A 22,416-nucleotide genomic window follows, 5' to 3' on the forward strand; every position below is an offset into this window, starting at 1 on the left:
TGCGCGTCGGCATGGTCGGCTATGCGTTCATGGGCGCCGCGCACTCCCAGGCGTGGCGAACCGTGAACCGGGTCTTCGACCTGCCCGCGCGGGCGACCATGGTCGCCGTCTGCGGTCGCGATGAAGCGAAGGTGACCGAGGCCGCGGCCAGGCTCGGCTGGGCCGAGGCGGTGACCGACTGGCGCGAGCTGATCGCCCGGGACGACATCGACGTCATCGACGTGTGTACCCCGGGCGACAGCCACGCCGAGATCGCCATCGCGGCGCTCGAGGCGGGCAAGCACGTGCTGTGCGAGAAGCCGCTCGCCAACACCGTCGAGGAGGCCCGCGCGATGGTCGCGGCGGCGGCCAAGGCCCGGGCCGGGGGCGTGCGCTCGGCCTGCGGCTTCAACTACCGGCGGGTGCCGGCCGTGAGCCTGATGCGCAATCTGGTCGCGGCCGGCCGGCTCGGTGCCATCCGGCACGTGCGGGCCGTGTACCTGCAGGACTGGATCATCGACCCGAGCTTCCCGCTGGTGTGGCGGCTGCAGCGGGACAAGGCCGGATCGGGCGCGCTCGGCGACATCGGCGCGCACATCATCGATCTGACCCAGTTCGTCACCGGCCAGCGCATCACCGGGGTGTCCGGGCTGACCGAGACGTTCATCAAGGAGCGGCCGTTGCCGGAGGCCGCCAGCGGGCTGTCGGCCAGCGCCGGCAGCGCCACGGGGGAGGTCACCGTCGACGACGCGGCGCTGTTCATCGCGCGGCTCGACGGGGGTGCGGTGGCCACCTACGAGGCGACCCGGTTCGCGACCGGGCGTAAGAACGGGCTGCGGGTCGAGATCAACGGTGAGTACGGCTCCCTGGCCTTCGACCTCGAGCGCCTCAACGAGCTGGAGTACTACGACGCCACCCGGCCCGCCGCCGAGCAGGGGTGGAACAAGATCCTGGTGACCGAGGGCGAGCACCCGTACCTCGGCGCCTGGTGGCCGCCGGGGCACATCATCGGCTACGAGCACTCGTTCACGCACGAGCTGCGCGACTTCATCGAGGCGGTGGCGACCGGGGCCGACCCGACGCCCTCCTTCGAGGACGCGCTGCAGGTGCAGCTGGTGCTCGACGCCGTCCAGCGGTCCGACTCCTCCTGGGTGAGCGTGGCGGCATGAGCGGTCCGGAGCGGAGCGGAGGGGCCGCGAACCTTTGGCGCAGCGTTGGCTCAGGCCGGCGCCGGAGCGCAGCGGAGGCGTTGGCATGAGCACAGACCCGTATGTCCCCACGCCGGCCGACCGGTTCTCGTTCGGGCTGTGGACGGTGGGCTGGCAGGCCCAGGACGTCTTCGGCTCGGCGTCGCGCCCGGCCCTCGACCCGGTCGAGACCGTGCACCGGCTGGCCGAGCTGGGGGCGTACGGGGTCAGCTTCCACGACGACGACCTGATCCCGTTCGGCAGCGACGAGGACGCGCGCGACAAGGCGGTGACGCGCTTCCGGCAGGCCCTCGACGGCACCGGCCTGGTCGTGTCGATGGCCACCACCAACCTCTTCGGCCACCCGGTCTTCAAGGACGGCGCGTTCACCGCCAACGACCGCGCCGTGCGGCGCTTCGCACTGCAGAAGGTGCTGCGCAACATCGACCTCGCGGCCGAGCTCGGCGCGCCGACCTACGTGCTGTGGGGCGGCCGGGAGGGCACGGAGTCCGGGGCGGGCAAGCAGATGCGGGCCGCCCTGGACCGTTACCGCGAGGCGATCAACGCGATCTGCGCCTACATCCGCGAGCGCGGCTACGACATCCGCCTGGCGATCGAGCCCAAGCCGAACGAGCCGCGCGGTGACATCCTGCTGCCGACGATCGGCCACGCCCTGGCGCTGATCTCCACGCTGGACGAGCCGTCCCGGGTCGGGCTGAACCCCGAGGTCGGGCACGAGGAGATGGCCGGGCTGAACTTCGCGCACGGCATCGCCCAGGCGCTGTGGCACGGCAAGCTGTTCCACATCGACCTCAACGGGCAGCACGGCCCGCGCTTCGACCAGGACCTGCGCTTCGGCGCCGGCAACCTCCGCGGCGCGTTCTGGACCGTCGACGTGCTCGAGAACAGCTCGGGCTTCCCGACCGCCTACGCCGGGCCGCGGCACTTCGACTACAAGCCGCCGCGCACCGAGGACACCCAGGGGGTCTGGGTCACCGCGGCGGCCTGCATGCGCAACTACCTGATCCTCAAGGAGAAGGTCCGCACGTTCCGCGACGACCCCGAGGTCTCCGCCGCCCTGGCCACCGCCCGGGTGGACGAGCTGTCGGTGCCGACGCTGATGCCGGGGGAGACCCTGGACCAGTTGCGGGCCGACGAGATCGACGTGGAGACGCTGGCCGCCCGCGGGATGGCCTTCGAGCGCCTCGACCAGCTGGCCATGGAGCACCTGCTGGGCATTCGGGGCTGAAGACTGCTCTCCCGAGCGCCGGTAGCGAGGGTCCATCCGCGGTTGCGCCCCGCGGGTGGGGGTACCGGGGCCGGGAGGGGCAAGACCGGAGCGCCGGCGCGGTGCCAGCCAGGCGCCGCGCCGGGCCCGGACAACTCCATCAGCACATGACAGCGCGGCGGCGCGCGCAGACCCGACGAGTTGATCGTGAGGAACTGTCATGACCATCCGCTCGTGGCTCGCCGCCGCTACGGTGGGCCTCGTTGCCGCCGGCGCGTTGAGCGCCGCGCCCGCCAGCGCGGCCGACGCGCCGTACAAGGTGCTGGTCTTCTCCAAGACCGCAGGATTCCGCCACTCGTCCATCCCGAATGGCATCGCCGCCATCCAGACGCTCGCCACGGCCAACAACTTCACCGTCACCGCCACCGAGGACGCGGGGGCGTTCACCGCCGCCAACCTCGCCCAGTACCAGACCGTGGTGTTCATGTCGACGACCGGCGACGTGCTCGACGACACCCAGCAGGCCGCGTTCGAGGCCTACATCCGCGGGGGCGGCGGGTACGTCGGCGTACACGCGGCCGCCGACACGGAGTACAGCTGGCCCTTCTACGGCACCCTGGTCGGCGCCTGGTTCGCCTCTCACCCGGCGATCCAGCAGGCCACGGTCAACGTCGAGGACCGCACGCACCCGGCCACGGCCCATCTCGGGGCGACCTGGGTGCGCACCGACGAGTGGTACAACTACCAGACCAACCCGCGCAGCACCTCGCACGTGCTCGCCTCGCTCAACGAGTCGTCCTATTCCGGCGGCACCATGAACGGGGACCACCCGATCACCTGGTGCAAGACCATCGACAGCGGACGCTCCTTCTACACCGGCCTCGGCCACACGGAGGAGAGCTACACCGATCCCAACTTCACCAACCTGTTGCTGGGCGCCATCCGGTACACCGCCAAGCGGGTCGACGCCGACTGCGCGCCGCCGGCGCCGTCGAACAACTCGGTCTACCAGGGCGAGGCGTACACCAGCACCGGCGGCGTCCAGGTCGCCGGCCACACCGCGGCGGTCGGCGGCAAGACGGCCGGCTACATCGACCCCAACGACTGGATCGGGTTCAGCAACGTGAACCTGTCGGCGGTCAAGGGCGTCACCACGCGCATCGCCTCGGCCGGTGCCGGCGGCACCATCGAGTTCCGTGCCGGCTCGACGACGGGCACGCTGCTCGGCTCGGTCGCGGTGCCCAACACCGGCTCCTGGGAGACCTTCCGCGACGTCTTCACGCCGCTGGCCTCCAGCACGTCCACGTCGCTGTACCTCGTGTTCCGCGGCACCGGCGGCTCGCTGTTCGACGTCGACCAGTTCACCCTCGCCCGCAACGCCACCACGAAGCAGGGCGAGGCCTGGTCGTCGATGAGCGGACTGCAGGTCGCCGCGCACGGCACGGCGGTCGGCGGCCAGACGGCCGGCTTCATCGACAACAACGACTGGGCGGCCTACTCCGGGGTGACGCTGTCCAGCGTCGCCGGGGTGCGCGTGCGGTGGTCCTCGGCCGGGCCCGGCGGCACCGTGGAGTTCCGCGCCGGCTCGCCGACGGGTGCGCTGCTCGGCTCGCTGGCGGTGCCCAACACCGGCAGCTGGGACACCTTCCAGGAGGCCTCGATCCCGCTCGCCACGAACGCCGCCACGACGGTGTACCTGGTGTTCCACGGCGGGTCCGGGTCGCTGTTCGACATCGACGAGTTCACGCTGATCGGCTGAGACGACCTCTGCCGATCGGCGCACATTGACGGAGGTAGGGCCGCGACGCCGACCGGCCCTTCCTTCAGGCCCCGCCCGCCCGGACACTGCATGCGTCGTTCCTTGGACACCCGGCTCGGTGACGCCGACTCCGGCCGGGGTCTCGGATGCGGCGCGGTCCGGGCGGGCGGGGAACCTCTTTCCGTTTGCCAGCTGGTCTTTTACGATGGCTGCGTGGGGGCGCAACCCACGTATTTCCTGTTTGATCACGTACATCCACAGGTCTCCCTCGCGCCTGGATCCCCTTCACCGGAGGACTGCAACATGGCGCGTCCAATCACGCTCTTCACCGGCCAGTGGGCCGACCTGCCGTTCGAGGAGGTCTGCCGGCTCGCGTCCGAATGGGGCTACGACGGCCTCGAGATCGCCTGCTGGGGCGACCACTTCGAGGTCGACAAGGCCGTCTCCGACGACTCCTACGTGGAGCGCAAGCTGGAGACGCTCGCGAAGTACAACCTGAAGGTCTGGACCATCTCCAACCACCTGGTCGGCCAGGCGGTCTGCGACCACCCGATCGACCAGCGCCACCAGGGCATCCTGCCGGCCCGCATCTGGGGCGACGGGGAGGCCGAGGGCGTGCGCCGGCGCGCCGCCGAGGAGATCAAGGACACCGCCCGGGCCGCGCGCAAGCTCGGCGTCGACGTGGTGGTCGGCTTCACCGGCTCGTCGATCTGGCACACGCTGGCCATGTTCCCGCCGGTCCCGCCGGAGATGATCGAGGACGGCTACCGGGACTTCGCCGAGCGCTGGAACCCGATTCTCGACGTCTTCGACGAGGTCGGGGTCAAGTTCGCGCACGAGGTGCACCCCAGCGAGATCGCCTACGACTACTGGACCACCAAGCGCACCCTGGAGGCGATCGGCAACCGCCCGGCGTTCGGCCTCAACTGGGACCCGTCGCACTTCGTGTGGCAGGAGCTCGACCCGGTGAACTTCATCTTCGACTTCGCCGACCGCATCTACCACGTGGACTGCAAGGACGCCAAGGTGCGCACCGGCGACGGCCGCCGCGGCCGGCTGGCCTCGCACCTGCCGTGGGCCGACATGCGCCGCGGCTGGGACTTCGTCTCGACCGGCCACGGCGACGTGCCGTGGGAGGACAGCTTCCGGGCGCTCAACGCGATCGGGTACAACGGCCCGATCTCGATCGAGTGGGAGGACGCCGGGATGGACCGCCTGGTCGGGGCGCCCGAGGCCCTGCAGTTCGTGCGCCGCCTGGCCTTCGACGCGCCGGCCGCCGCCTTCGACGCGGCCTTCTCGTCGTCGTCCTGAGCCGTACCGTTCTTGGCACAACGGACCTGGCAGGGAGGCCCCCAGGGCCGACCGGTCTCTGACGGGAGCAACGGCCGTCAGTTGCACGGACCTGAGCCATGCATTGTCTTTTGATCGCGGCCCGCACCTTCTCGGGTGCGGGCCGCTCGACAAATTTTTCCGCTCCGCTGTCGAAGCGGGGCGGCGCTCTTCGACGCGTTGGCAGAGGGCAAGGCCAACCGCGAAGGAGAGTCAGATGCGCAAGATCGTTGCCGGCCTGCACATGGCGCTGGACGGCGTGGTGGAGGCCCCGGAGCAGTGGAGCTTCCAGTACTTCTGCCCCGAGGTCGCCCAGTCGATCAAGGCCCGCCGCGACGCCACCGAGCTGCTGCTCCTGGGCCGCAGGACGTACGAGGAGTTCGCCGCGATCTGGCCGGGCCAGGAGGGCGAGGTCGCGGACTTCATGAACAACACCCCGAAACTGGTCGCCTCGACCACGCTGAGCACGGCCGAATGGTCCGGCGCCAAGGTCATCGGCGGTGACGTAACGGCCGCACTGGCCGACCTCAGGTCTCAGGACGGCGGCAACATCACGATCACCGGCAGCGCGACCCTGGTCCGCTCCCTGCTGACCGCCGGCCTGATCGACGAGCTCCACCTCATGATCTGCCCGATCGCCGTGGGCACCGGGAAGCGGCTGTTCTCCTCGTCGCGGGTGCCGCTGCGGCTGAACGGCTCCGAGACGTACCCGACCGGGGTCGTGCACCTGACCTACGGCCCGGCCTGAGCCGCCCGGCCCGGCGGCCCGGGCCGGCCGGATCGAGGTGGACCAGCGGCTCCTCGACCAGATCGCCGCCAACCACCGGAGCACCGAGGACGCGGCGCAGCCGCCACTGCCGATCGTGCACGTGCCGGCCGACGCCGAACTGCCGGGCCCCGCGGCCGACTCGGGCCTTCGACGCCTTCTTCACCATCCGCGAGGCGGTCTGCCCCGCCGGCTACCTCGCGTCGGTGATCGGCTGGCGGTTCGAGGAGGCGACGTTCGCGATCCTCATGGCGCTGTACCAGGCCCGGGGCCCATTGGCCGAGGACGAGCTCGCAGGCCTCGCCTTCGAGGTCGCCGCCGACGCGGCGTTCGTCGACGCCGAGGACCCCTCCCTGCGCAAGACGGCCGACCAGGACGTCAGCCAGCTGCTCGCGCAGCTCGCCCTGCTGGGGGTGGTGGAGCTCGACCACGGCCGGGCCGGGCTCACCCCGCTCGGCGTCGCGGCGTTCGCCGGCTACCTGCGCCGCCAGCTGGGCGCCACCGTCCCCGTGCTGCAGGATCTGTTCGACGAGACCGCCGAGGTCGTCGTCGCGCACGCCGCCGACGCGCCGCAGGCGGCCCGGGACGAACTGCTCACCGGCTGGCGGCGGCACAACCCGGACACCGCGACACCCCAGCTCCTCGCGCTGGCCGCCCGCACCGACGACCGGGAGCACCGCAAGCTCGCCGAGGCGTACGCCCGCCGTTGACCAATACCCGGCACAGGGGGCTCTGCGGGTGGGCGCCCAACGCTCCTCCAGCCCCTAACGCCACGGTAGGCGCGAGCGCTCCTGCCAGTACTGCGGGGCGGGCATCGCCAGGTCGTTCCACCGGGCCAGCTCGACGGTGAGCTCCTCCGCTCGCAGGTTCGAGGCCAGCTGGTCGCCGGTCGCGGCCCCGGACAGCACGATGGTCGCCCAGGGCTGCCGCAGCGCCGCCGCGAGTGCGGCGGCGTCGCCGGGTGCGTCCCCGCCCACGGCGAGACGACCGTTGGCCAGCGCCTCCTTCACGATGACGAGGCACCCCGCGTCGTGCGCCTCGGCGAGCGCCGGCCCGGCGCTGGGCTCCAGGAGGTTCCAGGTGGCCTGCACGCTACGGAACAGGGGCCGCCCGTCGACCCGCACGCCGAGCGCGGCCCGGATCGCCTCGCCCTGCGCGGGGCCGCTGGTCGACAGCCCGATCACCGTGCGCTGTTCGGCGAGCCCGGCGAGCCGGCGGTGCAGGACCTCGTCGCGCAGCGCTGGGCTGTCCGGGGTGACCGAGTGGATCTGGTAGAGGTCGAGGCGGTCGCCGAGCAGGGCCCGGGTCTCGCCGAGCTGCCGGTCGAAGGTGGCGACGCCGTGGTCCTTGACCTCGTGCACCTCGGCGTCGACCCGCCACCCGGCCGTGTAGGTGTAGCCCCACTTACTGCCGACGACGACGTCGTCGACGTCCGGCCGGGCGTGCAGCCACTGGGCCAGGAACTCCTCGGCCCGCCCGTAGGAGCGGGCGACGTCGACGTACCTGATGCCGGCCGCGTACGCCCGGTCGAGAAGGTCGTGCGCGCGGTCGCGCATCGTGTCGACCGTCCGCTCGCCCGGCAGGTCCGCGGCGCGGCCGAGATTGATGTAGCCGGGGCGCCCGACGGCCGCCAGACCCAGCCCGATCCGAGAGGCCCCCGCCAGCCGATCGAAGATTCCCATGATCCCATCCAACGCCGGCCCCGAGCCGGGTTCCTCCCTGTATATCAGGGCGAACCGGGTCCGGGCGGCCGCGATCCGGGACGGGTTCATGTCCGCCTTTGCCCGACCGTCACCAGCAGGCCCTGGCCCTGGTCCGAGTCGGTGGGCTGGGGGGAGCGACGGCTGGCACACTGGCCGGCGTGCCGAATGTGAACCCGACCGGTGTGGTCGTCCCGAGCGTCGATGGCAGGCCCAGCACCTCGGCGCTGGGGCGGGCGGTGGTGGCCGACGCGCTGCGCGGTGTCGATCCGATCGGGGCCCGGGGTGCCGAGGCGTCGACCGACTGGCGTCACGACTACCTGGTGCACTTCCGGCGGCTCGTCGAGGCGGGGCTGCCGTCCCGCGACGCGGCGCTGCGGATCGCCCGGGACGGGCTTGCGTCGCTGCACGAGCGGATGCGGTACCGGGGCAAACCGGACGGCGACGAAGAACCCCTCGACGCCGCGTTCACCCCGGGTGGGCCGCCGCTGGCGACGGCGACCGTGACGGGGACGGGGGAGGCGGAGCGTGAGCTCATCGTGCCGTACCGTGGCCGCCACCTCGCCGGCGAGGAACTCGACCGCCAGCTCGAGCACTGGGTCGCCGCCGGCACGATCGAGCGCTCCTGCGCCGACATGGTCCGGACCGTCGCCGCGAACCCCGGCTGGCTGTCCCTGCCCGGGCGCAGCGTCGTCGTCCTCGGCGCCGGCGCGGAGATGGGTCCGCTGCGGGCGCTGCTGCGCTGGGGTGCCGAGGTGGTCGCCGTCGACCTGCCCCGGCCGGCGATCTGGCAGCGGCTGACCGCCCTGGCCGAGCGGTACGCGGGCCGCCTCCACCTGCCGGTGGCCGGCGAGGAGCAGGGTGCCGACCTGCTGCACGACCTCGGCCGGGTCGCCGAGTGGATCGAGGGCCTCGACGGGCGGCTCGTGCTCGGCAACTACGTCTACGCCGACGGGGCGCTCAACGTCCGGGTTGCGATGGCCGTCGACGCGCTCACCGTCCGCCTGCGCGAGCGCCGGCCCGACCTCGGGCTCGCGTTCCTGGCCACGCCGACCGACGTGTTCGCCGTGCCCGACGACGCGGTCGACGAGGCGAACCGGCGCTACGCGGCGGCGACCGGCATCGGGCGGGTCCGGCGGCCGTTGCGGGTGCTCAGCGCCGGCCGGCTGCTCACCCGCAACTATCCGCCCGGCCTCTATCCGGGGATCAACGACAGTCTGGTACCGCAGCAGGGCCCGAACTACGCCCTCGCGAAACGGCTGCAGCGATGGCGGGCGGCTGAGGCCCGGGCCGCGGGTATGGCGGTGTCGTTCGCCGTCGCGCCGGCCACCCGCACCCGCAGCGTGGTGAAGAACCGCCTCCTCGCCGCCGCGTTCGCCGGCGCCCACCGCTTCGGCATCGAGATCTTCGAGCCGGCGACCAGCAATACGCTCATGGCCGCGCTGCTCGTCCACGATCTCAACGCCGATCGTCCGGTGGGGGAGCACCCGTGGCAGGACGAGGCTTTCGCGGCGGCCCACGGAGGGTTGTGGCGCCAGCCGTACTCCGCACGCAGCGCCCTCGGCATCGCGGTCCTGATGGGTATCGGCGCCGCCCGCACCTAGTCCGCAGCAGCGTCGCCCGCGGCGAAGAGGCAGGTCCGACGTCATGGTGCCCCTGGAGCAGGGCCGGCGTGTGCGGGGTACCCCCGCCGTATGATGCCGTCCATGACCTCTGCCGACGACAGCGCTCCCGAGCGACAGGTGGCGCGATGGTCCGCCGGCCGGGCGCGGACGCTGTGACGAACGCCGACCTCGACGGCCTGCGCGCCGGCGACCTCGCCACCCGCGAGGCGCACCTCTATCGGCTGCTCGATCGGGCCCGCGACTCGGGCGACCCGGCGGCGGTCGCGGCGCTGCACGCCCTCGTCCGCGACTACCCCGACTATCACCGCTCGCTCTACACCCGGGCGATGAACCAGGCCGAGGCATTCGCCGCGCACACCCCGAAGGACACCCTGCGCGAGCCGCTCCTCGCGGCGCTTGCCGACACGCGGTACAACTGCCAGGCCTGGGCGGCCATGGGCTGCGCGGCATTGGGTGTGCGGGATGCGGTACCGAAGCTGGTCTCGCTTCTCGACCATCCGCAATGGATGGTGGTGGACGAGGCGGTGAAGGCCCTCGGCCGGCTCGGCGACGCGTCCGTCGTGCCGGCGCTGCGCCCGTTGCTCGCCGACGACGTCGACTGGGTGCGCCTGCGGGCCGCGGAGGCCCTGGCCGACATCGGCGGCCCGGAAGCGCTGGACGCGCTGTGGCACGAGTTCGAGCACCGCCGCTTCGCGCGGATCGGCCACATCGCCAGCGCCTTGGCGTTGTTCGCCCCGGAGGTCATCCCGCGGCTGATCGCGGCCGCCGCCGACCCGGACCCGAACCGCCGCTACTGGGCCGCGGTCGCCCTCGGCTCGACCGGCGACGAACGGGTCGCCCCCACGCTGGAGCGCCTGCAGGCCGAGGACCGCGGCGCGACGGTCTTCGACGGCGAGGTTCGTGTCGCGGCGAAGAAGGCCATGCGCACGCTGCGCCGCATCCAGGCCGCCATCGCCGCCCGCGAGCAGCGTCCCGGCTGAAGACCTGCGTTCCCTTACCCGATGCGCCGCCGACTGGCAGGCTGCCGGTACCAGTCGAGCGTCGCGGCCACGCCTTCCGCGTGCGGGGTGACCTTGATGGGGCCGAACGCTTCCCGGAAGGCCGAGTCGTCGGCGATGAACGCCCGGTCACGCTGATACCAGGTCTCGCCGAGCTCGCGGACGGTCGGGTTGAACAGTCCGATCAGGCGCTGCGCCGTCCGGCTGAGTCCGGCGACCCGGGGCTTGCCGCCCGCCGCCGCCCACACGAGATCGAGGAACGCACGGCCGGTGACCGGCGCGGCGGCCGGTAGGTGCCAGGCGCGCCCGTCGGCCTCCGCGCGCTCGCCGAGGGTGATGAGACCGGCGGCGACGTCGGGAAGGTACGCGACGGTGTGCGGCTGATCGAGGTCGCCCACCCAGCGGGCCGTCTTCCCGGCCAGGGCGGCGGCGAAGACGGTCGGGCCGATGACGGTGTTGACGCCTCCGGGGCCGTAGTAGTCGGAGGCCCGTCCCAGCGTCGCGCGGATCCGCCCGGACCGGTGGGCGTCGAGGATCAGCTCGTCCACCTCGGCGCGGGCCCGGCCCTTGGGGTTGGTGGCGGCGTGCGGCAGGTCCTCGGTCATCGGTCCTTCGACGGGCCCGTAGACGTAGAGGTTGTCGGCCATGACCAGCTTCGCCCCGGCGGCCTCGACGCCGGTGAGGATCGTGCGGGTGAAACCGGGGAACTCCTCGGCCCAGCGCCCGTACTTCGGCTGCGCGCACTGGTAGACGACCGCGGCACCGGCGCAGGCGGCGACGGCCCCCTCGGTGGTCGTGACGTCGGCGCGCAAGCCGTCCGGACCGGCGGCCGCACCCCGGCTGACCGCGCGGACCCGGTGACCACCGGCAGTGAGCCCGGCGACGACGGCCGAGCCGATCGCACCGGTGGCGCCGAGGACCACGTGCAGGTCGGACATGACGCTTCCCCTCAGCCCGATTTAGTAACGCTGTTATATAACGACGTTACGGTACGATCGCCGTCATGGCAAGACCCAGAAACCGGGACTACGCCGACCTCCGCCGCGACCTCGTCGACGCCGGCGGCCGGCTCCTGGCCGCCGAGGGCCCGTCGGCGCTGAGCACCCGCCGCGTCGCACAGCAGGCCGGCGTGTCCACCACGGCCGTCTACAGCCTCTTCGGCGACAAGGCCGGGCTGGTTCGCGAGATGTTCCTGGCCGGGTTCGAGCGCCTCGCCGAGGCGTTCGCCGCCGTGCCCCACACCGATGACGCCGTCGCCGACCTGCTCGCGCTCGGCCACGCCTACCGCGCGAACGCCCTCGCGAACCCCCACCTCTACGAGCTGATGTTCGGGCGGCCGGTCCCCGAGTTCCAGCCCGACGCCGAGACCTCCGCACTGATCCAGCCCACGTTCGACGCGCTGGTCGCCGCCGTCACTCGCTGCACAGCGGAGGGTGCGTTCGCGCCCGCCGCGCCCTCCGACCTCGCCGTCATCCTCAATGGCCTCGCACACGGACTCTGCAGCCTCGAACTGCGCGGCGCGCTCGGCGACTCCGACGAGGCAGGCCGCCACTGGGGCAGGGCCTTCGACACGATGGTGCGAGGGCTGGCCACGGGATAACGCCGCTCCGCCCCGAAATCGCTGCTGCCCACGGCGAAGAACACCTCGAACACCTCGTGCGGTGTGCCGGCGCCGCGGGACGGTGGGCGTCCCGCGGCGCCGGCGGGTTAGCCGAGTGCGCAGCGCTTGCCGTTGACCGTGAAGTTCACCGGGAGCGCACCCGTGACATTGTCCCAGGTGCCGTTGAAGCCCACCCCCGTCAGCGTCGCTCCTGCGGCGAGCACGCCGTTCCAACTCGCGTTGGCGATGCTTGCCGTCGCGCCGTTCTGGCTGAACGTGCCGTTCCAGCCCTGGGAGAATGCCTGGCCGTCGGCGAACTGCCACTGCAGGTTCCAGCCGTTGAACGCGACGCCGGACTGGTTGGTCAGGCTGATGTCGACCTGGAAGAACCCGGGCCAGGTCGTGACCACCCGGTAGGCGACCTTGCACGTCGCGGCCGGCAGGTCGTCGTCGGGGACAAGGAACACGTTGGGGTTGATGTCGGCGGCCGGCGTGTCGGTGTTGCGGGAGATGACCTGGGCCAGCGTCGTGTGGAAGTCGATCCCGTACTGTGCGGCGATCGTCGTCAGCCCCATGTCGTTGCCGTAGAAGAACCGGTCGCCGTCGCGCAGCGCGAGGAACTGCCTCGTCCAGATCGCGCGCTGCAGCTCGCCGAACTCGGTGCCGGGCACGTGCTGCTCGGCGATCATGCCGGTGAAGGCGTCGATGTTGTTGACATTGCCGTACACCGCGCGCAACCGGGCGGCGGTGGTGCTGCGGCGGACGCCGGAGGTCGAGCCGTCCGCGGCGCCGACGACCGTTGCGGTGCCGTTGATGTCGGCGGTGCGCAGGAAGTCGAGACTGTTTGGGTTGTCGGCGCCGGAGCCGGCCGGGAAGGCGTCGGTGGCCTCGCCGGTGACGGCCGTGAACGAGGTCTTGGGCGCGAGCCCGTACGCCTGCCGGAGCTGGTTGTAGCTGGGCATGCCGTGGTCGCGGCCGCGCTCGATGTCGATCGCGCCGAGGTCGACCACGCCGGTGAAACAGGCGGGCAGCGTCGGGCCGTCCAGGCAGGTCGGGTTGCCCGTGACGGGCACCTGGAACAGCACACTGCGCAGCTGGTTGTCGATCATCTCGTCGTTGTTGTACTGCGACTCGCTCAGGCTGGTCAGGAACGGCCCGAGGCCGATGGCGGGCAGCACGTCCGGGTTGAACAGCTGGGCCGCCGTGTAGCGAGACGCCTGCGTCGTCGCCGTGAACTCGCCGTGGATCTGGCTGTGTGCGCGGTACCCGACGACGGCGAACTCGTTACTCAACGTGGTGTCCACGTTGGCGTTGTAGCCGGTGTACTGCGGCAGGTTGACGCCCATCGCCGGCAGGAACTCGTTGTAGGTGATGTACTGCTGCTCGGCGATCACGATCCGCCGGGCGATCTGGAACCGGTCCTCGGCGCTGAGCGAGGTCGGCAGCATGGACACGATCCGGTTGTGCTCCCTGGCGAAGAGCGTGTGGGTCGCGGTCAGCGCAAGGTTCTCGTTGGCTCGCACGTCGCCCGCGACCGCGGCGTTGTCGGGATTCGCCGCGAGCCGGCCGTCGACGTTCATCGCCGGGGCGGCGGCCGGGTTGCCCCGGGCCGTGCGGCGGGGCAGGTAGCTGCCGGGCAGCATCAGGGTCGCGGCGTTGTTGGCCATGTTGTTGTCGTACGCCCCGTCGCGCATCCACTCCAGACGCTGCGACGTGCCGCCGTACACGGCCCACGCGTCGATGTACGAGTTGACGGTGTTGACCTGCTGGCGGGGGCTGGTGACGCCGGTGCCCGGCGCGCTGAGGTCGCGGGTGAACGGGATGACGCCCAGCGTGTTGGAGAAGGTCTCCAGCGGGTCGTTGGCGTTGAACGGGATGTTCGCGGCCTCGGTGCCCCCGGCGGCGAGCCCGAAGGTGTGGTCGAGGAACTGGCCCCAGGTCCAGCCCCACTGGGTCACCCGGTGCTCGGAGAAGATGTTCTGGTGCACGTCGTTGAAGATGCGGTTGCTGACCTGGCGGCTGTTCGGTCCGGCCACGGGCTGGCTACGGCCGTCGGCGTACCGCGCGGCAGCCACCCTGGAATAGGCCGTGCCCGCCTGGCCCTGGGCCGGCCGGGCGAGGTTGTTGTGGCTGCCGTCGAGGCTCTCCACCTCGAAGGGGACGGCGCCCTGGGCTGCATGCGCGCCGATGACCAGCAGGCTGGTCATGGTGGCGCCGACGACGATCGTGTGCAGCGCGTGTCGGAGTCGTCGCCGGAGGGGCCGGCGACTCGGGTGGACTGGGGCGGATGAACACGACATGGTTCCTCCCACGCGGCTCGAAGCCTCGCGTGTGGCGTGCCCGGCTCTGCGATCCAAACGAACTTCTGCGCAACGCACGGTATGTTGCGCGCCGTTCGGCCGAGGGACGGCGAAGCGGAAGGGCTCGCCAGAGATGTTGGGTATGGTCCGGTTGCGCGGTGCGCGTGCCGACCGGCTCTCGGCACGACAGGCGGAACGCCGGCGCCGTGGGGCTAGTCTGGACTTGATCCAGACAAAAATCAATAGATGATCATCATATCTGTAAAGGACCTTGCCAGATACAGATCAATAGCCCCCGGCGGCGTCGCTGGCGGTGCCGGACAGCGGACGTGGCAGCGCTGCCTTCAGGGCAGCCCATGCGCTGGTGTCAGTCGACGTCCGGATCGTAGCGGGGGTTGATGCCACCGTGGTGGATGGCCGAGAGTGCCAGCGCAATCGATGTCAAGGCCTTGACCTCGGCCAGCTTCAACTGCTGGTCAATGGTCATCTTGTCGTACTTCTTATCGAGCTTTTCTATCGCGTCGATCGCGTCCGAGAACGAATCCACCAGTCCCTCTTCCACTCGTGAGGTGAACTGCTATCAGACCAGCCGCGGCCGGGCCGCGCCAGTGGCCGTTTTGGGAAGCCTGCGCGTACCAGTCGAGGGCGACAGCGCGCTGACCATCCTGGTCCAGTCCGGCCTGGATCTCTGCGCCGGTGCCCTCGACGAAAGCGCCTAGTGCTCTGACCGGGAAGGTTCACCGGGTCGGTGGCGCGTTGAAAGGCCGGGCCTGGTGAAAGAAACTGGTTGCGGGGGCTGGTGCATGCCTGAGACGGTGCGGGTTTCCGTAACGCCCGTGAGGTTCCCGTGACGATTTACTTCTATGGCGCCGGCGAAGTCCCTTATGGATGCTTCTCGAACTTCTCCGATCACGGCTACGACCTCGACGGGGTCTGGTGGCCGACCTCGGAGCACTACTTCCAGGCGCAGAAATTCAAGGGCACTCGTCACGCGGATCTCGTCCGTCGTGCTCGCACACCGCTGCGGGCAGCGGAGCTGGGCCGTGACTCGTCAAAACCTCTGCGGAGGGACTGGGAACGGGTCAAGGGCGACGTGATGCGCCGTGCGGTGGTAACCAAGTTCCGCGCGCATGCCGATATCCGCGACATTCTGTTGTCCACCGGTGACGAAGAGATCGTCGAGGACACCACCACCGATCACTACTGGGGTCGGGGCAGGACCGGGAACGGCAAGAACATGCTCGGGCGGATTCTGGTGCGCACCCGTAGCCAGTTGCGCGCCGAACTCGCCGAAACTCTCGACAGCGATGGCCGCCGCCCGAGGCGGTGATCCGGGACATGTGTGCGGTGTGCCGCATGTGTAGGACGGCTCAGGCCACGGTCTCGAGGGCGGGGCGCCCTCCCCAGCGGATGCCGTTCTCGCTGCGGATGCGGGCACGTTCTCGGCCTTGTGCGGCGAGTATGTCGGGGTGGCGGGCGTTGGCGTTGTGCCACCGCAGGTAGGCGTGCAGGGCGCGGGTCTGCACGGTGTGGTTGGGGTGGTGGGAGTTGGCGATGGTGAACTGCCTCAGCGGTCCGAAGTGCGCCTCGATCGGATTGGCCCAGGGGGCGTAGGTCGGGGTGAAGCACAGTTCGACCTTGTGTTTCTTGGCCTAGCGACGGATGTCGGTGCCCTTGTGGGCGGACAGGTTGTCCATGATCACGTAGATCGGGGCGCCGTCGGGGCGGGCTGCGCAGATCGATTTCAGTGCGGCCAGCGTGTTGGCGGCGCCTTTCCTGCGGCGGTTGACGCCCCACAGACGGTCCTCTCCGACCGAGTAGCAGCCATGGAAGTACCTGACTCGGTGCGTGCGGCGGTAGGTGGCCGGCAACCGGTCGGGACGTCGCTGTTCGGCCCAGCCCGAGCCCGCGGTGGGCCGGATGCCGAGCGGGCCGAACTCGTCGAACGCGAAGACCCGGTCCGGGAAGCAGCCATCGGCTTCCAGACGGCGTATCGTGCGGACGCTGAGGCCCGTACGCGCGGCCAGCTCCTACTCCCGGCGCCGTCAGGGCTTGATCTTTTCGGCGACGTCTGAGGCGATGGCCACCACCTGGTCCACGCTTAGCGGCGAATCCTGCTGGTGCGGCCGGCCGCCAGACTCGGCGCCGTCCACCTCGTTGGAAACGCTGATGTCCAGCACCCGCCCGTCGGGCAGCTCGACCTGCACGTCGTGGGTGACGAACGCCCAAGGGCCGCTGAGCTTCGGTGGCTTGACTGACGAGGTCCGCACTGCGACCCGCTCGCCGTGCGGGCCGGTGCGCCGGACGCAGCCGGGCGCCGGGCCATTTCGTATCTGGCAGGTGAGCCCGTTCTCCTGGGCTTGCTTGGACCGCTGGAGGGCGTCGGGCCCGCACTTCGGGTTGGTTGAGGCCGCCGTACCGGAGCAGAACAGGCGGTAGTCGGTGATCTGGATTTGGAGGCTGCCCTCAAGCGAGCCGATCTGGAGGTTGCTGCCGCCGTAGAACATTTGGCCGCTGGCCTGTGTGCCGCCGGCGCTGATCATGGTGGGCGGCTGCCAGTCGGTGGTCGGCGTCCCGTACAGGTTCCGGCCCAGCCAGCGGGCGCCCGGGGCCTGGATCCGCCGTTGTTCTGCGTGTACGACGCAGTTGTCGCCGCGCCGGGTTGCACGCCGCCCACCGTCCCCTGGGTCGTGCCCCTGGGAGATCCGCTAGCTCGACGTGGCCCGGCCCATGGATCTCTACGACGTCGACCGACATCACTGGCTGCCGGTGAAGCCCCGCTGCCATGACGTGCGAAGATCATCTAGCCGGGGCTGTTACAGATCATCCGGGACCGCCGCTGCGACGAGGCGGGCCTCTGGCACATCACCGTGCACGACGCCCGGCGTACCTGCGGGTCGCTGCTGGCGGACCTGGACGTTCACCCGCGGGTGGCGATGCAGATTCTCCGGCACGCGAACTTCAAGATCACGATGGAGATGTACACCCAGGTGACCGATCAGCAGACTCGCGATGCACTCAAGAAGCTGGGCGAGAGCCTTGGCTGAAGTCGGCCGGGTCGTACGGTTTCTGCCCGACCATGCAGTGGTAGCAGTGAGCAACCCCGTCGCCGGCGTTGTACCACTCATGTTCGCCGCAGTCGGTCTTGCCCTTGTCGGCGACGCCGAGATTGATCAGGAACCAGGGCAGGTGCGTCCGGATCGTGGTTCGCCATCGGAACCGCCCACGATGGCTGCCCGCTCATCTGTCAGCCCCCTCGCCTGGGCTCTACTGCTGTACTCCGCTGCTGTACCGGCCCGCTCCGGGTCGCCGAACCCGCTCGCGCGAGGAAGACGGACCGCAACCCCCGCACCGCGGGGTTTCCGGGGGCTCGGCCCCCGGAGTAGACATCCCACGGGTGCCCGGCTCGCGCTTTCCGCGAGCAGGGCTCACCCCACCTGTGGGGCGGGCGGGACTCGAACCCGCGACCAAGGGATTATGAGTCCCCAGCTCTAACCTGCTGAGCTACCGCCCCCGAGCGTCGCAAGCTTACCGAGCCTCGCAAGTAGGATGTCGCCCCGGAGCGTCGATGGCGCAAAAAAAGACCCCCCGAAGGGGGCCAAGTTGCTCCCGCGATAGGACTCGAACCTATAACCTGCCGGTTAACAGCCGGCTGCTCTGCCAATTGAGCTACGCGGGATCGTGCCTTGCCGTCCTCCGTCGTTCGAGGGCGACCGGGAAAGAGTACAGCATGACTCGGGGGGTACGCGCCAGCGGGTATCCCCGAATCGCGGTGGGGACTACCGCTTCGGGGGTAGGCGGGGATAAACCGGTGCATGATCCATGTGTCGAAGCGACGATGGGCGGGTATGCCAACACGGACGGCGCACCAGGCACCGATACCCGGCGTCGTCAGAAGGAGGTCGGTCGCGATGCGCGGCAAGCTACTGTTCCTCGGCGGTCTGGCCGCGGGCTTCGTGCTCGGTGCCCGGGCTGGCCGGGAGAAGTATGAGGAGCTCAAGGCCACTGCCCTGAAGATCAAGGAGAGCCCGACGGTGCAGGAGGCCGCCGGGGTCGTCCAGGAGCAGGCGACGCGGCTCTACAGCGAGGGCAAGACGAAGGTTACCGACAGGCTGGCCAACAGCCGCTTCGCCGAGACGGATATCGGGCACCGGCTGCTGCACTCGTCGCAGTCGCCCGCGATCGAGCGTGACATGGCGACCAGCGGCGCGCCCACCACCCCGTCGGGGGGTACAAGCTTCTGAGGAACCGCCACCCATACGCGTGAGGCCGGTCCGGATCGGACCGGCCTTTCGCGTCTTCTGCGCCCGAAGGTCGACCTGGACGGCGAGATCCTGGGCGCGGGCGAACGCCGCCTCGGCGAGGGCCTGACCCACGCCCGCTACGGGCTCAGCGGCGGCTCGTCCGCGAGGCCGGGGGAGTGATGCGGATGCGGCCGGCGCGCGGGCGGGTGTCGATGTCGCCCAGTTGGTCCTGGACGGTGGCGCGCAGCTCGTCGTAGTCGTCGAAGGAGTGCTCGCCGAAGAGGGTGTAGCCGGCCCACATCAGGTTGGCGCAGACCTGCGGCGGGACCTTCCCGGTGGCGGCGCCCATCCCGACCAGGGCCACCGAGGTGATGCTGCCCGGCTCGGCCGCGTTCTGCATGTGCACGGCCTGGAAGGCGGCGGCGCAGGCCAGGGCAACGTTCAAGGTCTCGCGGACGTCCTCGGCCGAGTGGTGCATCGTCGGGGTCGAGATGAGGTACTTCGGGACCGCCGCGCCCGAGGGGACGCAGACGGCGCTGCCGATGGGCAGGGTGGCGCCGAAGCGGGCGCGGATGGCCTGCTGTACGCGCAGCTGGATGCCGGCGCCGAGGTGGCGCTTGACGATCGCGTCCACGCCGCCGTCCATCCGGCCCAGCGAGTTGGTCGGGCTCACCCAGGCGTCGACCTGCTGGTTGAGCAGGGAACCCTTGACGATCTCGACTTCGGGGGTGTCGGCGAAGGCGGACAGCCAGGCCTGCACGACCTTGGCGTTGACGTCGCTGAGCACGACCCGGAGCGTCGGCGTTTCCTGCGTGACGGTCATGGGGCGAGAACATACCCGACGGGGTGTTACCGTGCGACGTCCACAGTGGAGTGTGCGGGGGGAGTACGGCGATGAGCGACGACCCGTTGAAGCTGGCCGAGCTGTTCACGGGCGGGGGTGAGCCCTGGCTGCCGCTGCTCGGGCCGGTCATCGAGGACCAGCCGGGCGCCGGCACGTTCATCGGGCCGCACCGCGATCCGCAGATCGTGCCGGTGCGGGAGCTGACGTTCCAGGCGTTGAAGCCCAACCCGCCGCACAAGTGGAAGGTCGTGGTCTTCGGCCAGAATCCCTATCCACGGCCGGAGAGCGCCACCGGCATCGCCATGTTCGACAACACCTTCCACGACTGGGCCGACAGCCAGTTCGGCAAGGTCGTCAGCATCCGCTGCATCATCAAGGCGGCGGCGATGTGGAAGTACGGCATCCAGAAGAAGACCCCGATCGCGGACATCCGCAAGCTGCTGCGCGAGCGCGACGCGGTGGCGCCGCCGGAGTGGTTCCAGGCGATGCTCACGCAGGGTGTGCTGCTGCTCAACGCCTCCCTCACGGCGAGCGCGGACGGCGCCATGGGGCCGGAGCAGCACACCGCCTTCTGGCGGCCGGTGATCGAGCGGCTCGTCGAGGAGATCCTGCGGGCCAAGCAGGACGCCGACGACGAGCAGGACCGGGGCGTCGTGTTCGCGTGGTGGGGCGCGCACGCCCGCGGGCTGAAGAGCCTGGTGCAGCGCCTGCAGCGGCGGTACCCGGGGGTCGAGGTCCGCCACATCGACCACCCCAACCCGGCGGCCCAGGGCGACATCTTCTGCGACAACGAGCACTTCGCCACCGTCAACGCGGCGCTGGAGTCGCTCGGCGCCGAGCCGATCGACTGGCTGCCCAGCACGGGCTGGAACGAGCTGGCCCCGCGCGAGGGCGCCGAGCGCATGGGGGCGTTCATCGCCTCGACGATGGAGCTGCACCAGCTGTACCTCGAACGCCTGGCCAGCGTGAAGGACGAGGGCCTGGCGCTGCCGGAGATCACCGGGGTCTTCGCCACGCCGCTGATGGACTTCCGGGCGGCGGCCAAGCCGGTGGCCGAGCTGCTGTCCGGGCTGGACTACTACGTCGAGGCCTCGGACACCTTCGGCCGGCGCGTGGACGGCCACGGGCTGAGCGCGGACGAGGCCGCCGCCCTCTACCTCTACACCTGTGAGTCGGCGTTCTACCGGCGCATCAACGCCACCCTGCGCGATCCCGACCGCGGGAAGATGGCGCCTTACCTGCCGTACCTCAGGCTGCTCTTCTCGGCGGTTTCGCGGCTGCCGGTGCGCACCGAGCCGCTGTGGCGCGGGGTCGCCATGGACCTGCGGGCGCAGTATCCGCTGGGCAGGACGGTCACCTGGTGGGGCGTCTCCTCGTGCACCTCGAAGCTCGGCGTGGCCCGGGCCTTCCTCGGCTCGCGCGGCAAGCGCACGCTGTTCGAGGTGCTCCCGGCCCGGGCCGTGGGCATCCGCGACTTCTCCGCGTTCACCGGCGAGGAGGAGTTCATCCTCGCGCCGGGCACGCAGCTGCAGGTGACGGAGGTGAAGGCCGAGCGGGGCGGCCTGTGCACGGTGACGCTGGCCGAGCTGGCCGACCAGCGGATGGTGAGCTAGGGCTTTGTGAACAGCAGCGACGCGTTCTGGCCGCCGAAGCCGAACGAGTTGCAGACGGCCGCGGTGAGCTCCATCTTGCGGGGCTCGCCGGTGACCACGTCGAGGGCGACGTCGGGCTCCTTCCGCTCGAGGTTGAGCGTCGGCGGGATGACGCCGTGCACGACCGACAGCAGGGTGAGGATGCTCTCCACCGCGCCGGCCGCGCCGACCAGGTGGCCGAGGCCGGACTTGGGCGCGGTCAGCACGACGTGGTCGCCGAGCGCCCGGCGGATGCCGGCGGCCTCGCCGACGTCGCCGGCCTTTGTGGACGTGGCGTGGCAGTTGACGTGCCCGACGTCGGCCTTGCTCAGCCCGGCGTCGGCGAGGGCCTTGGTGATCGCCTTCATCCGGCCATTGCCGGTCGGGTCGAGGCCGGTGATGTGGTAGGCGTCGGAGGTGATGCCGATCCCGGCCAGCCGGCCGTGGACCCGCGCGCCCCGGGCGGCGGCGCGCTCGGCCCGCTCCAGGACGATCACGCCGGCGCCCTCGCCGAGCACGAAGCCGTCCCGGTCGACGTCGAACGGGCGGGAGGCCCGCTCCGGCTCGTCGTTGCGCTTGGACAGGGTGCGGGCCTGGGCGAAGCCGGCCAGGGTGAGCGGCGCGATCGCCGCCTCCGTGCCGCCGGCGACGACCACGTCGGCCTCGCCGAGGCGGATCAGCCGGGCCGCGAGGGCGATCGCCTCGGCCCCGGACGCGCAGGCCGAGACCGGGCAGTAGACGCCGGCCCGGGCACCGAGCTCGATGCTCACCCAGGCAGCCGGTCCGTTGGGCATGAGCATCGGCACGACCAGCGGGGAGACCCGCCCGGGGCCCTTCTCCTCCAGCACGTCGTCCTGGTCCAGCAGGGTGTTGAGGCCGCCGATGCCGGTGGCGATGACGACGGCGAGGCGGTCCCCGTCGACCTCGGGGGCGCCGGCGTCGGCCCACGCCTGCCGGGCGGCGACCACGGCGGCCTGCGCGCAGCGGTCCATCCGCCGGGCGGTGACCCGGTCGAGCAGGGTGTCGGGGGCGACCGCCATCGGTGCGCCGATGCGCACCGGCATCTCCTCCAGGCGCGGGTGGCCGGCCAGCAGGTCATCGATGCGTCGTACGCCGGAGCGGCCCTGTAGGGCCCCCTCCCACAGTGCGTCCACGTCGGCGCCGATCGGGGTCAGGGCGCCGAGTCCGGTGACAACTACGTCAGCAGTACTTCCCATCACCTAGTT

20 protein-coding genes, 2 tRNA genes and 2 pseudogenes are annotated in these 22,416 nt (G+C 70.9%); 14 read left to right on the top strand and 10 right to left on the bottom strand.

Annotated features, from left to right (window positions below):
• Positions 1–11 precede the first annotated feature (11 nt).
• The 6 genes from AB0M46_RS01770 (at position 12) to AB0M46_RS01795 (ending at position 6,958) form a co-directional block, all read left to right on the top strand.
• Complete coding sequence (locus AB0M46_RS01770) at positions 12–1,148, top strand: Gfo/Idh/MocA family oxidoreductase (protein ID WP_363332331.1); 1,137 nt, start codon at positions 12–14, stop codon at positions 1,146–1,148.
• An 85-nt stretch (positions 1,149–1,233) separates the two neighbouring features.
• On the top strand, positions 1,234–2,415 hold the full coding sequence (xylA, locus tag AB0M46_RS01775; RefSeq protein WP_363332292.1) for a xylose isomerase: 1,182 nt from the start codon (positions 1,234–1,236) through the stop codon (positions 2,413–2,415).
• A gap of 199 nt (positions 2,416–2,614) precedes the next feature.
• Positions 2,615–4,153: a ThuA domain-containing protein gene (locus AB0M46_RS01780; RefSeq protein WP_363332293.1), complete on the top strand. Its 1,539-nt coding sequence runs from the start codon at positions 2,615–2,617 to the stop codon at positions 4,151–4,153.
• Between the two features lie 303 nt (positions 4,154–4,456).
• Entirely contained in the window at positions 4,457–5,464 is a 1,008-nt protein-coding gene (locus AB0M46_RS01785; protein WP_363332294.1) for a sugar phosphate isomerase/epimerase family protein, read from the top strand.
• A gap of 235 nt (positions 5,465–5,699) precedes the next feature.
• A complete protein-coding gene (locus AB0M46_RS01790) occupies positions 5,700–6,230 on the top strand; it encodes a dihydrofolate reductase family protein (protein WP_363332295.1) in 531 nt (176 codons plus the stop codon).
• A gap of 224 nt (positions 6,231–6,454) precedes the next feature.
• Positions 6,455–6,958 (top strand): hypothetical protein, encoded by a 504-nt coding sequence (locus tag AB0M46_RS01795; protein ID WP_363332296.1) that lies wholly within the window; start codon positions 6,455–6,457, stop codon positions 6,956–6,958.
• Between the two features lie 54 nt (positions 6,959–7,012).
• On the opposite strand, the gene AB0M46_RS01800 is transcribed toward AB0M46_RS01795, so the two are convergent.
• Complete coding sequence (locus tag AB0M46_RS01800; RefSeq protein ID WP_363332297.1) at positions 7,013–7,930, bottom strand: aldo/keto reductase; 918 nt, start codon at positions 7,928–7,930, stop codon at positions 7,013–7,015.
• A 179-nt stretch (positions 7,931–8,109) separates the two neighbouring features.
• On the opposite strand from AB0M46_RS01800, the gene AB0M46_RS01805 reads away from it, so the two are divergent.
• Both AB0M46_RS01805 and AB0M46_RS01810 read left to right on the top strand, forming a co-directional pair.
• Positions 8,110–9,552 carry a hypothetical protein gene (locus AB0M46_RS01805; RefSeq protein ID WP_363332298.1) on the top strand — a complete coding sequence of 481 codons (1,443 nt, stop codon included), beginning with the start codon at positions 8,110–8,112 and terminating at the stop codon, positions 9,550–9,552.
• Between the two features lie 146 nt (positions 9,553–9,698).
• Positions 9,699–10,553 carry a HEAT repeat domain-containing protein gene (locus AB0M46_RS01810; RefSeq protein ID WP_363332299.1) on the top strand — a complete coding sequence of 285 codons (855 nt, stop codon included), beginning with the start codon at positions 9,699–9,701 and terminating at the stop codon, positions 10,551–10,553.
• A gap of 14 nt (positions 10,554–10,567) precedes the next feature.
• On the opposite strand, the gene AB0M46_RS01815 is transcribed toward AB0M46_RS01810, so the two are convergent.
• On the bottom strand, positions 10,568–11,509 hold the full coding sequence (locus AB0M46_RS01815; RefSeq protein ID WP_363332300.1) for an NAD-dependent epimerase/dehydratase family protein: 942 nt from the start codon (positions 11,507–11,509) through the stop codon (positions 10,568–10,570).
• Positions 11,510–11,574: 65 nt separating this feature from the next.
• Here AB0M46_RS01815 and AB0M46_RS01820 point away from each other — a divergent pair, with 65 nt between their 5' ends.
• Positions 11,575–12,171 carry a TetR/AcrR family transcriptional regulator gene (locus AB0M46_RS01820; protein ID WP_363332301.1) on the top strand — a complete coding sequence of 199 codons (597 nt, stop codon included), beginning with the start codon at positions 11,575–11,577 and terminating at the stop codon, positions 12,169–12,171.
• 107 nt (positions 12,172–12,278) lie between these two features.
• Here AB0M46_RS01820 and AB0M46_RS01825 read toward each other — a convergent pair whose 3' ends face one another.
• Together AB0M46_RS01825 and AB0M46_RS01830 are read right to left on the bottom strand one after the other, a co-directional pair.
• The gene (locus tag AB0M46_RS01825; RefSeq protein ID WP_363332302.1) at positions 12,279–14,378 is read right to left on the bottom strand and encodes a peroxidase family protein; all 2,100 of its coding nucleotides are present in this window, start codon (positions 14,376–14,378) and stop codon (positions 12,279–12,281) included.
• Between the two features lie 460 nt (positions 14,379–14,838).
• Positions 14,839–15,033: a hypothetical protein gene (locus AB0M46_RS01830; RefSeq protein WP_363332303.1), complete on the bottom strand. Its 195-nt coding sequence runs from the start codon at positions 15,031–15,033 to the stop codon at positions 14,839–14,841.
• 7 nt (positions 15,034–15,040) lie between these two features.
• On the opposite strand from AB0M46_RS01830, the gene AB0M46_RS01835 reads away from it, so the two are divergent.
• Complete coding sequence (locus tag AB0M46_RS01835; RefSeq protein ID WP_363332304.1) at positions 15,041–15,190, top strand: hypothetical protein; 150 nt, start codon at positions 15,041–15,043, stop codon at positions 15,188–15,190.
• Between the two features lie 128 nt (positions 15,191–15,318).
• The gene (locus AB0M46_RS01840) at positions 15,319–15,801 is read left to right on the top strand and encodes an NADAR family protein (protein ID WP_363332305.1); all 483 of its coding nucleotides are present in this window, start codon (positions 15,319–15,321) and stop codon (positions 15,799–15,801) included.
• A 40-nt stretch (positions 15,802–15,841) separates the two neighbouring features.
• Here the strand turns inward: AB0M46_RS01840 and AB0M46_RS01845 are convergent.
• Both AB0M46_RS01845 and AB0M46_RS01850 read right to left on the bottom strand, forming a co-directional pair.
• Positions 15,842–16,438 (bottom strand): annotated as a pseudogene (locus AB0M46_RS01845) (transposase); the annotation flags it as partial.
• 78 nt (positions 16,439–16,516) lie between these two features.
• Entirely contained in the window at positions 16,517–17,014 is a 498-nt protein-coding gene (locus AB0M46_RS01850) for a hypothetical protein (protein WP_363332306.1), read from the bottom strand.
• A 294-nt stretch (positions 17,015–17,308) separates the two neighbouring features.
• Between AB0M46_RS01850 and AB0M46_RS01855 the strand changes: the two are divergent.
• Positions 17,309–17,518, top strand: a pseudogene (locus AB0M46_RS01855) (tyrosine-type recombinase/integrase); the annotation flags it as partial.
• Between the two features lie 393 nt (positions 17,519–17,911).
• Here the strand turns inward: AB0M46_RS01855 and AB0M46_RS01860 are convergent.
• Together AB0M46_RS01860 and AB0M46_RS01865 are read right to left on the bottom strand one after the other, a co-directional pair.
• Positions 17,912–17,985, bottom strand: a tRNA-Ile gene (locus tag AB0M46_RS01860).
• A 92-nt stretch (positions 17,986–18,077) separates the two neighbouring features.
• Positions 18,078–18,150, bottom strand: a tRNA-Asn gene (locus AB0M46_RS01865).
• Between the two features lie 232 nt (positions 18,151–18,382).
• On the opposite strand from AB0M46_RS01865, the gene AB0M46_RS01870 reads away from it, so the two are divergent.
• Positions 18,383–18,715, top strand: coding sequence for a hypothetical protein (locus tag AB0M46_RS01870; RefSeq protein WP_363332307.1), 333 nt, complete (start codon positions 18,383–18,385; stop codon positions 18,713–18,715).
• 145 nt (positions 18,716–18,860) lie between these two features.
• Here AB0M46_RS01870 and AB0M46_RS01875 read toward each other — a convergent pair whose 3' ends face one another.
• Entirely contained in the window at positions 18,861–19,538 is a 678-nt protein-coding gene (locus tag AB0M46_RS01875) for a macro domain-containing protein (protein WP_363332309.1), read from the bottom strand.
• Between the two features lie 71 nt (positions 19,539–19,609).
• On the opposite strand from AB0M46_RS01875, the gene AB0M46_RS01880 reads away from it, so the two are divergent.
• The gene (locus tag AB0M46_RS01880; RefSeq protein ID WP_363332310.1) at positions 19,610–21,172 is read left to right on the top strand and encodes an ADP-ribosyltransferase domain-containing protein; all 1,563 of its coding nucleotides are present in this window, start codon (positions 19,610–19,612) and stop codon (positions 21,170–21,172) included.
• Here AB0M46_RS01880 and AB0M46_RS01885 read toward each other — a convergent pair.
• Positions 21,169–22,407: a beta-ketoacyl-[acyl-carrier-protein] synthase family protein gene (locus AB0M46_RS01885; protein ID WP_363332311.1), complete on the bottom strand. Its 1,239-nt coding sequence runs from the start codon at positions 22,405–22,407 to the stop codon at positions 21,169–21,171. The genes AB0M46_RS01880 and AB0M46_RS01885 overlap by 4 nt on opposite strands.
• Positions 22,408–22,416: the final 9 nt, after the last annotated feature.

It is taken from the genome of Dactylosporangium sp. NPDC051485 (genome assembly GCF_040682015.1).
In the GTDB taxonomy this organism is placed as follows: Bacteria; Actinomycetota; Actinomycetes; order Mycobacteriales; family Micromonosporaceae; genus Dactylosporangium.

Excerpts from the sequence above, each read along its gene's own strand:
- AB0M46_RS01880 (WP_363332310.1), top strand. The coding sequence starts at position 19,610 with ATGAGCGACGACCCGTTGAAGCTGGCCGAGCTGTTCACGGGCGGGGGT.
- AB0M46_RS01820 (WP_363332301.1), top strand. The coding sequence starts at position 11,575 with ATGGCAAGACCCAGAAACCGGGACTACGCCGACCTCCGCCGCGACCTC.
- AB0M46_RS01870 (WP_363332307.1), top strand. The coding sequence starts at position 18,383 with ATGCGCGGCAAGCTACTGTTCCTCGGCGGTCTGGCCGCGGGCTTCGTG.
- AB0M46_RS01875 (WP_363332309.1), bottom strand. The coding sequence starts at position 19,538 with ATGACCGTCACGCAGGAAACGCCGACGCTCCGGGTCGTGCTCAGCGAC.
- AB0M46_RS01885 (WP_363332311.1), bottom strand. The coding sequence starts at position 22,407 with ATGGGAAGTACTGCTGACGTAGTTGTCACCGGACTCGGCGCCCTGACC.
- AB0M46_RS01810 (WP_363332299.1), top strand. The coding sequence starts at position 9,699 with ATGGTCCGCCGGCCGGGCGCGGACGCTGTGACGAACGCCGACCTCGAC.
- AB0M46_RS01800 (WP_363332297.1), bottom strand. The coding sequence starts at position 7,930 with ATGGGAATCTTCGATCGGCTGGCGGGGGCCTCTCGGATCGGGCTGGGT.
- AB0M46_RS01785 (WP_363332294.1), top strand. The coding sequence starts at position 4,457 with ATGGCGCGTCCAATCACGCTCTTCACCGGCCAGTGGGCCGACCTGCCG.
- xylA (WP_363332292.1), top strand. The coding sequence starts at position 1,234 with ATGAGCACAGACCCGTATGTCCCCACGCCGGCCGACCGGTTCTCGTTC.
- AB0M46_RS01825 (WP_363332302.1), bottom strand. The coding sequence starts at position 14,378 with ATGACCAGCCTGCTGGTCATCGGCGCGCATGCAGCCCAGGGCGCCGTC.
- AB0M46_RS01850 (WP_363332306.1), bottom strand. The coding sequence starts at position 17,014 with ATGATCAGCGCCGGCGGCACACAGGCCAGCGGCCAAATGTTCTACGGC.
- AB0M46_RS01790 (WP_363332295.1), top strand. The coding sequence starts at position 5,700 with ATGCGCAAGATCGTTGCCGGCCTGCACATGGCGCTGGACGGCGTGGTG.
- AB0M46_RS01815 (WP_363332300.1), bottom strand. The coding sequence starts at position 11,509 with ATGTCCGACCTGCACGTGGTCCTCGGCGCCACCGGTGCGATCGGCTCG.
- AB0M46_RS01780 (WP_363332293.1), top strand. The coding sequence starts at position 2,615 with ATGACCATCCGCTCGTGGCTCGCCGCCGCTACGGTGGGCCTCGTTGCC.
- AB0M46_RS01770 (WP_363332331.1), top strand. The coding sequence starts at position 12 with ATGGTCGGCTATGCGTTCATGGGCGCCGCGCACTCCCAGGCGTGGCGA.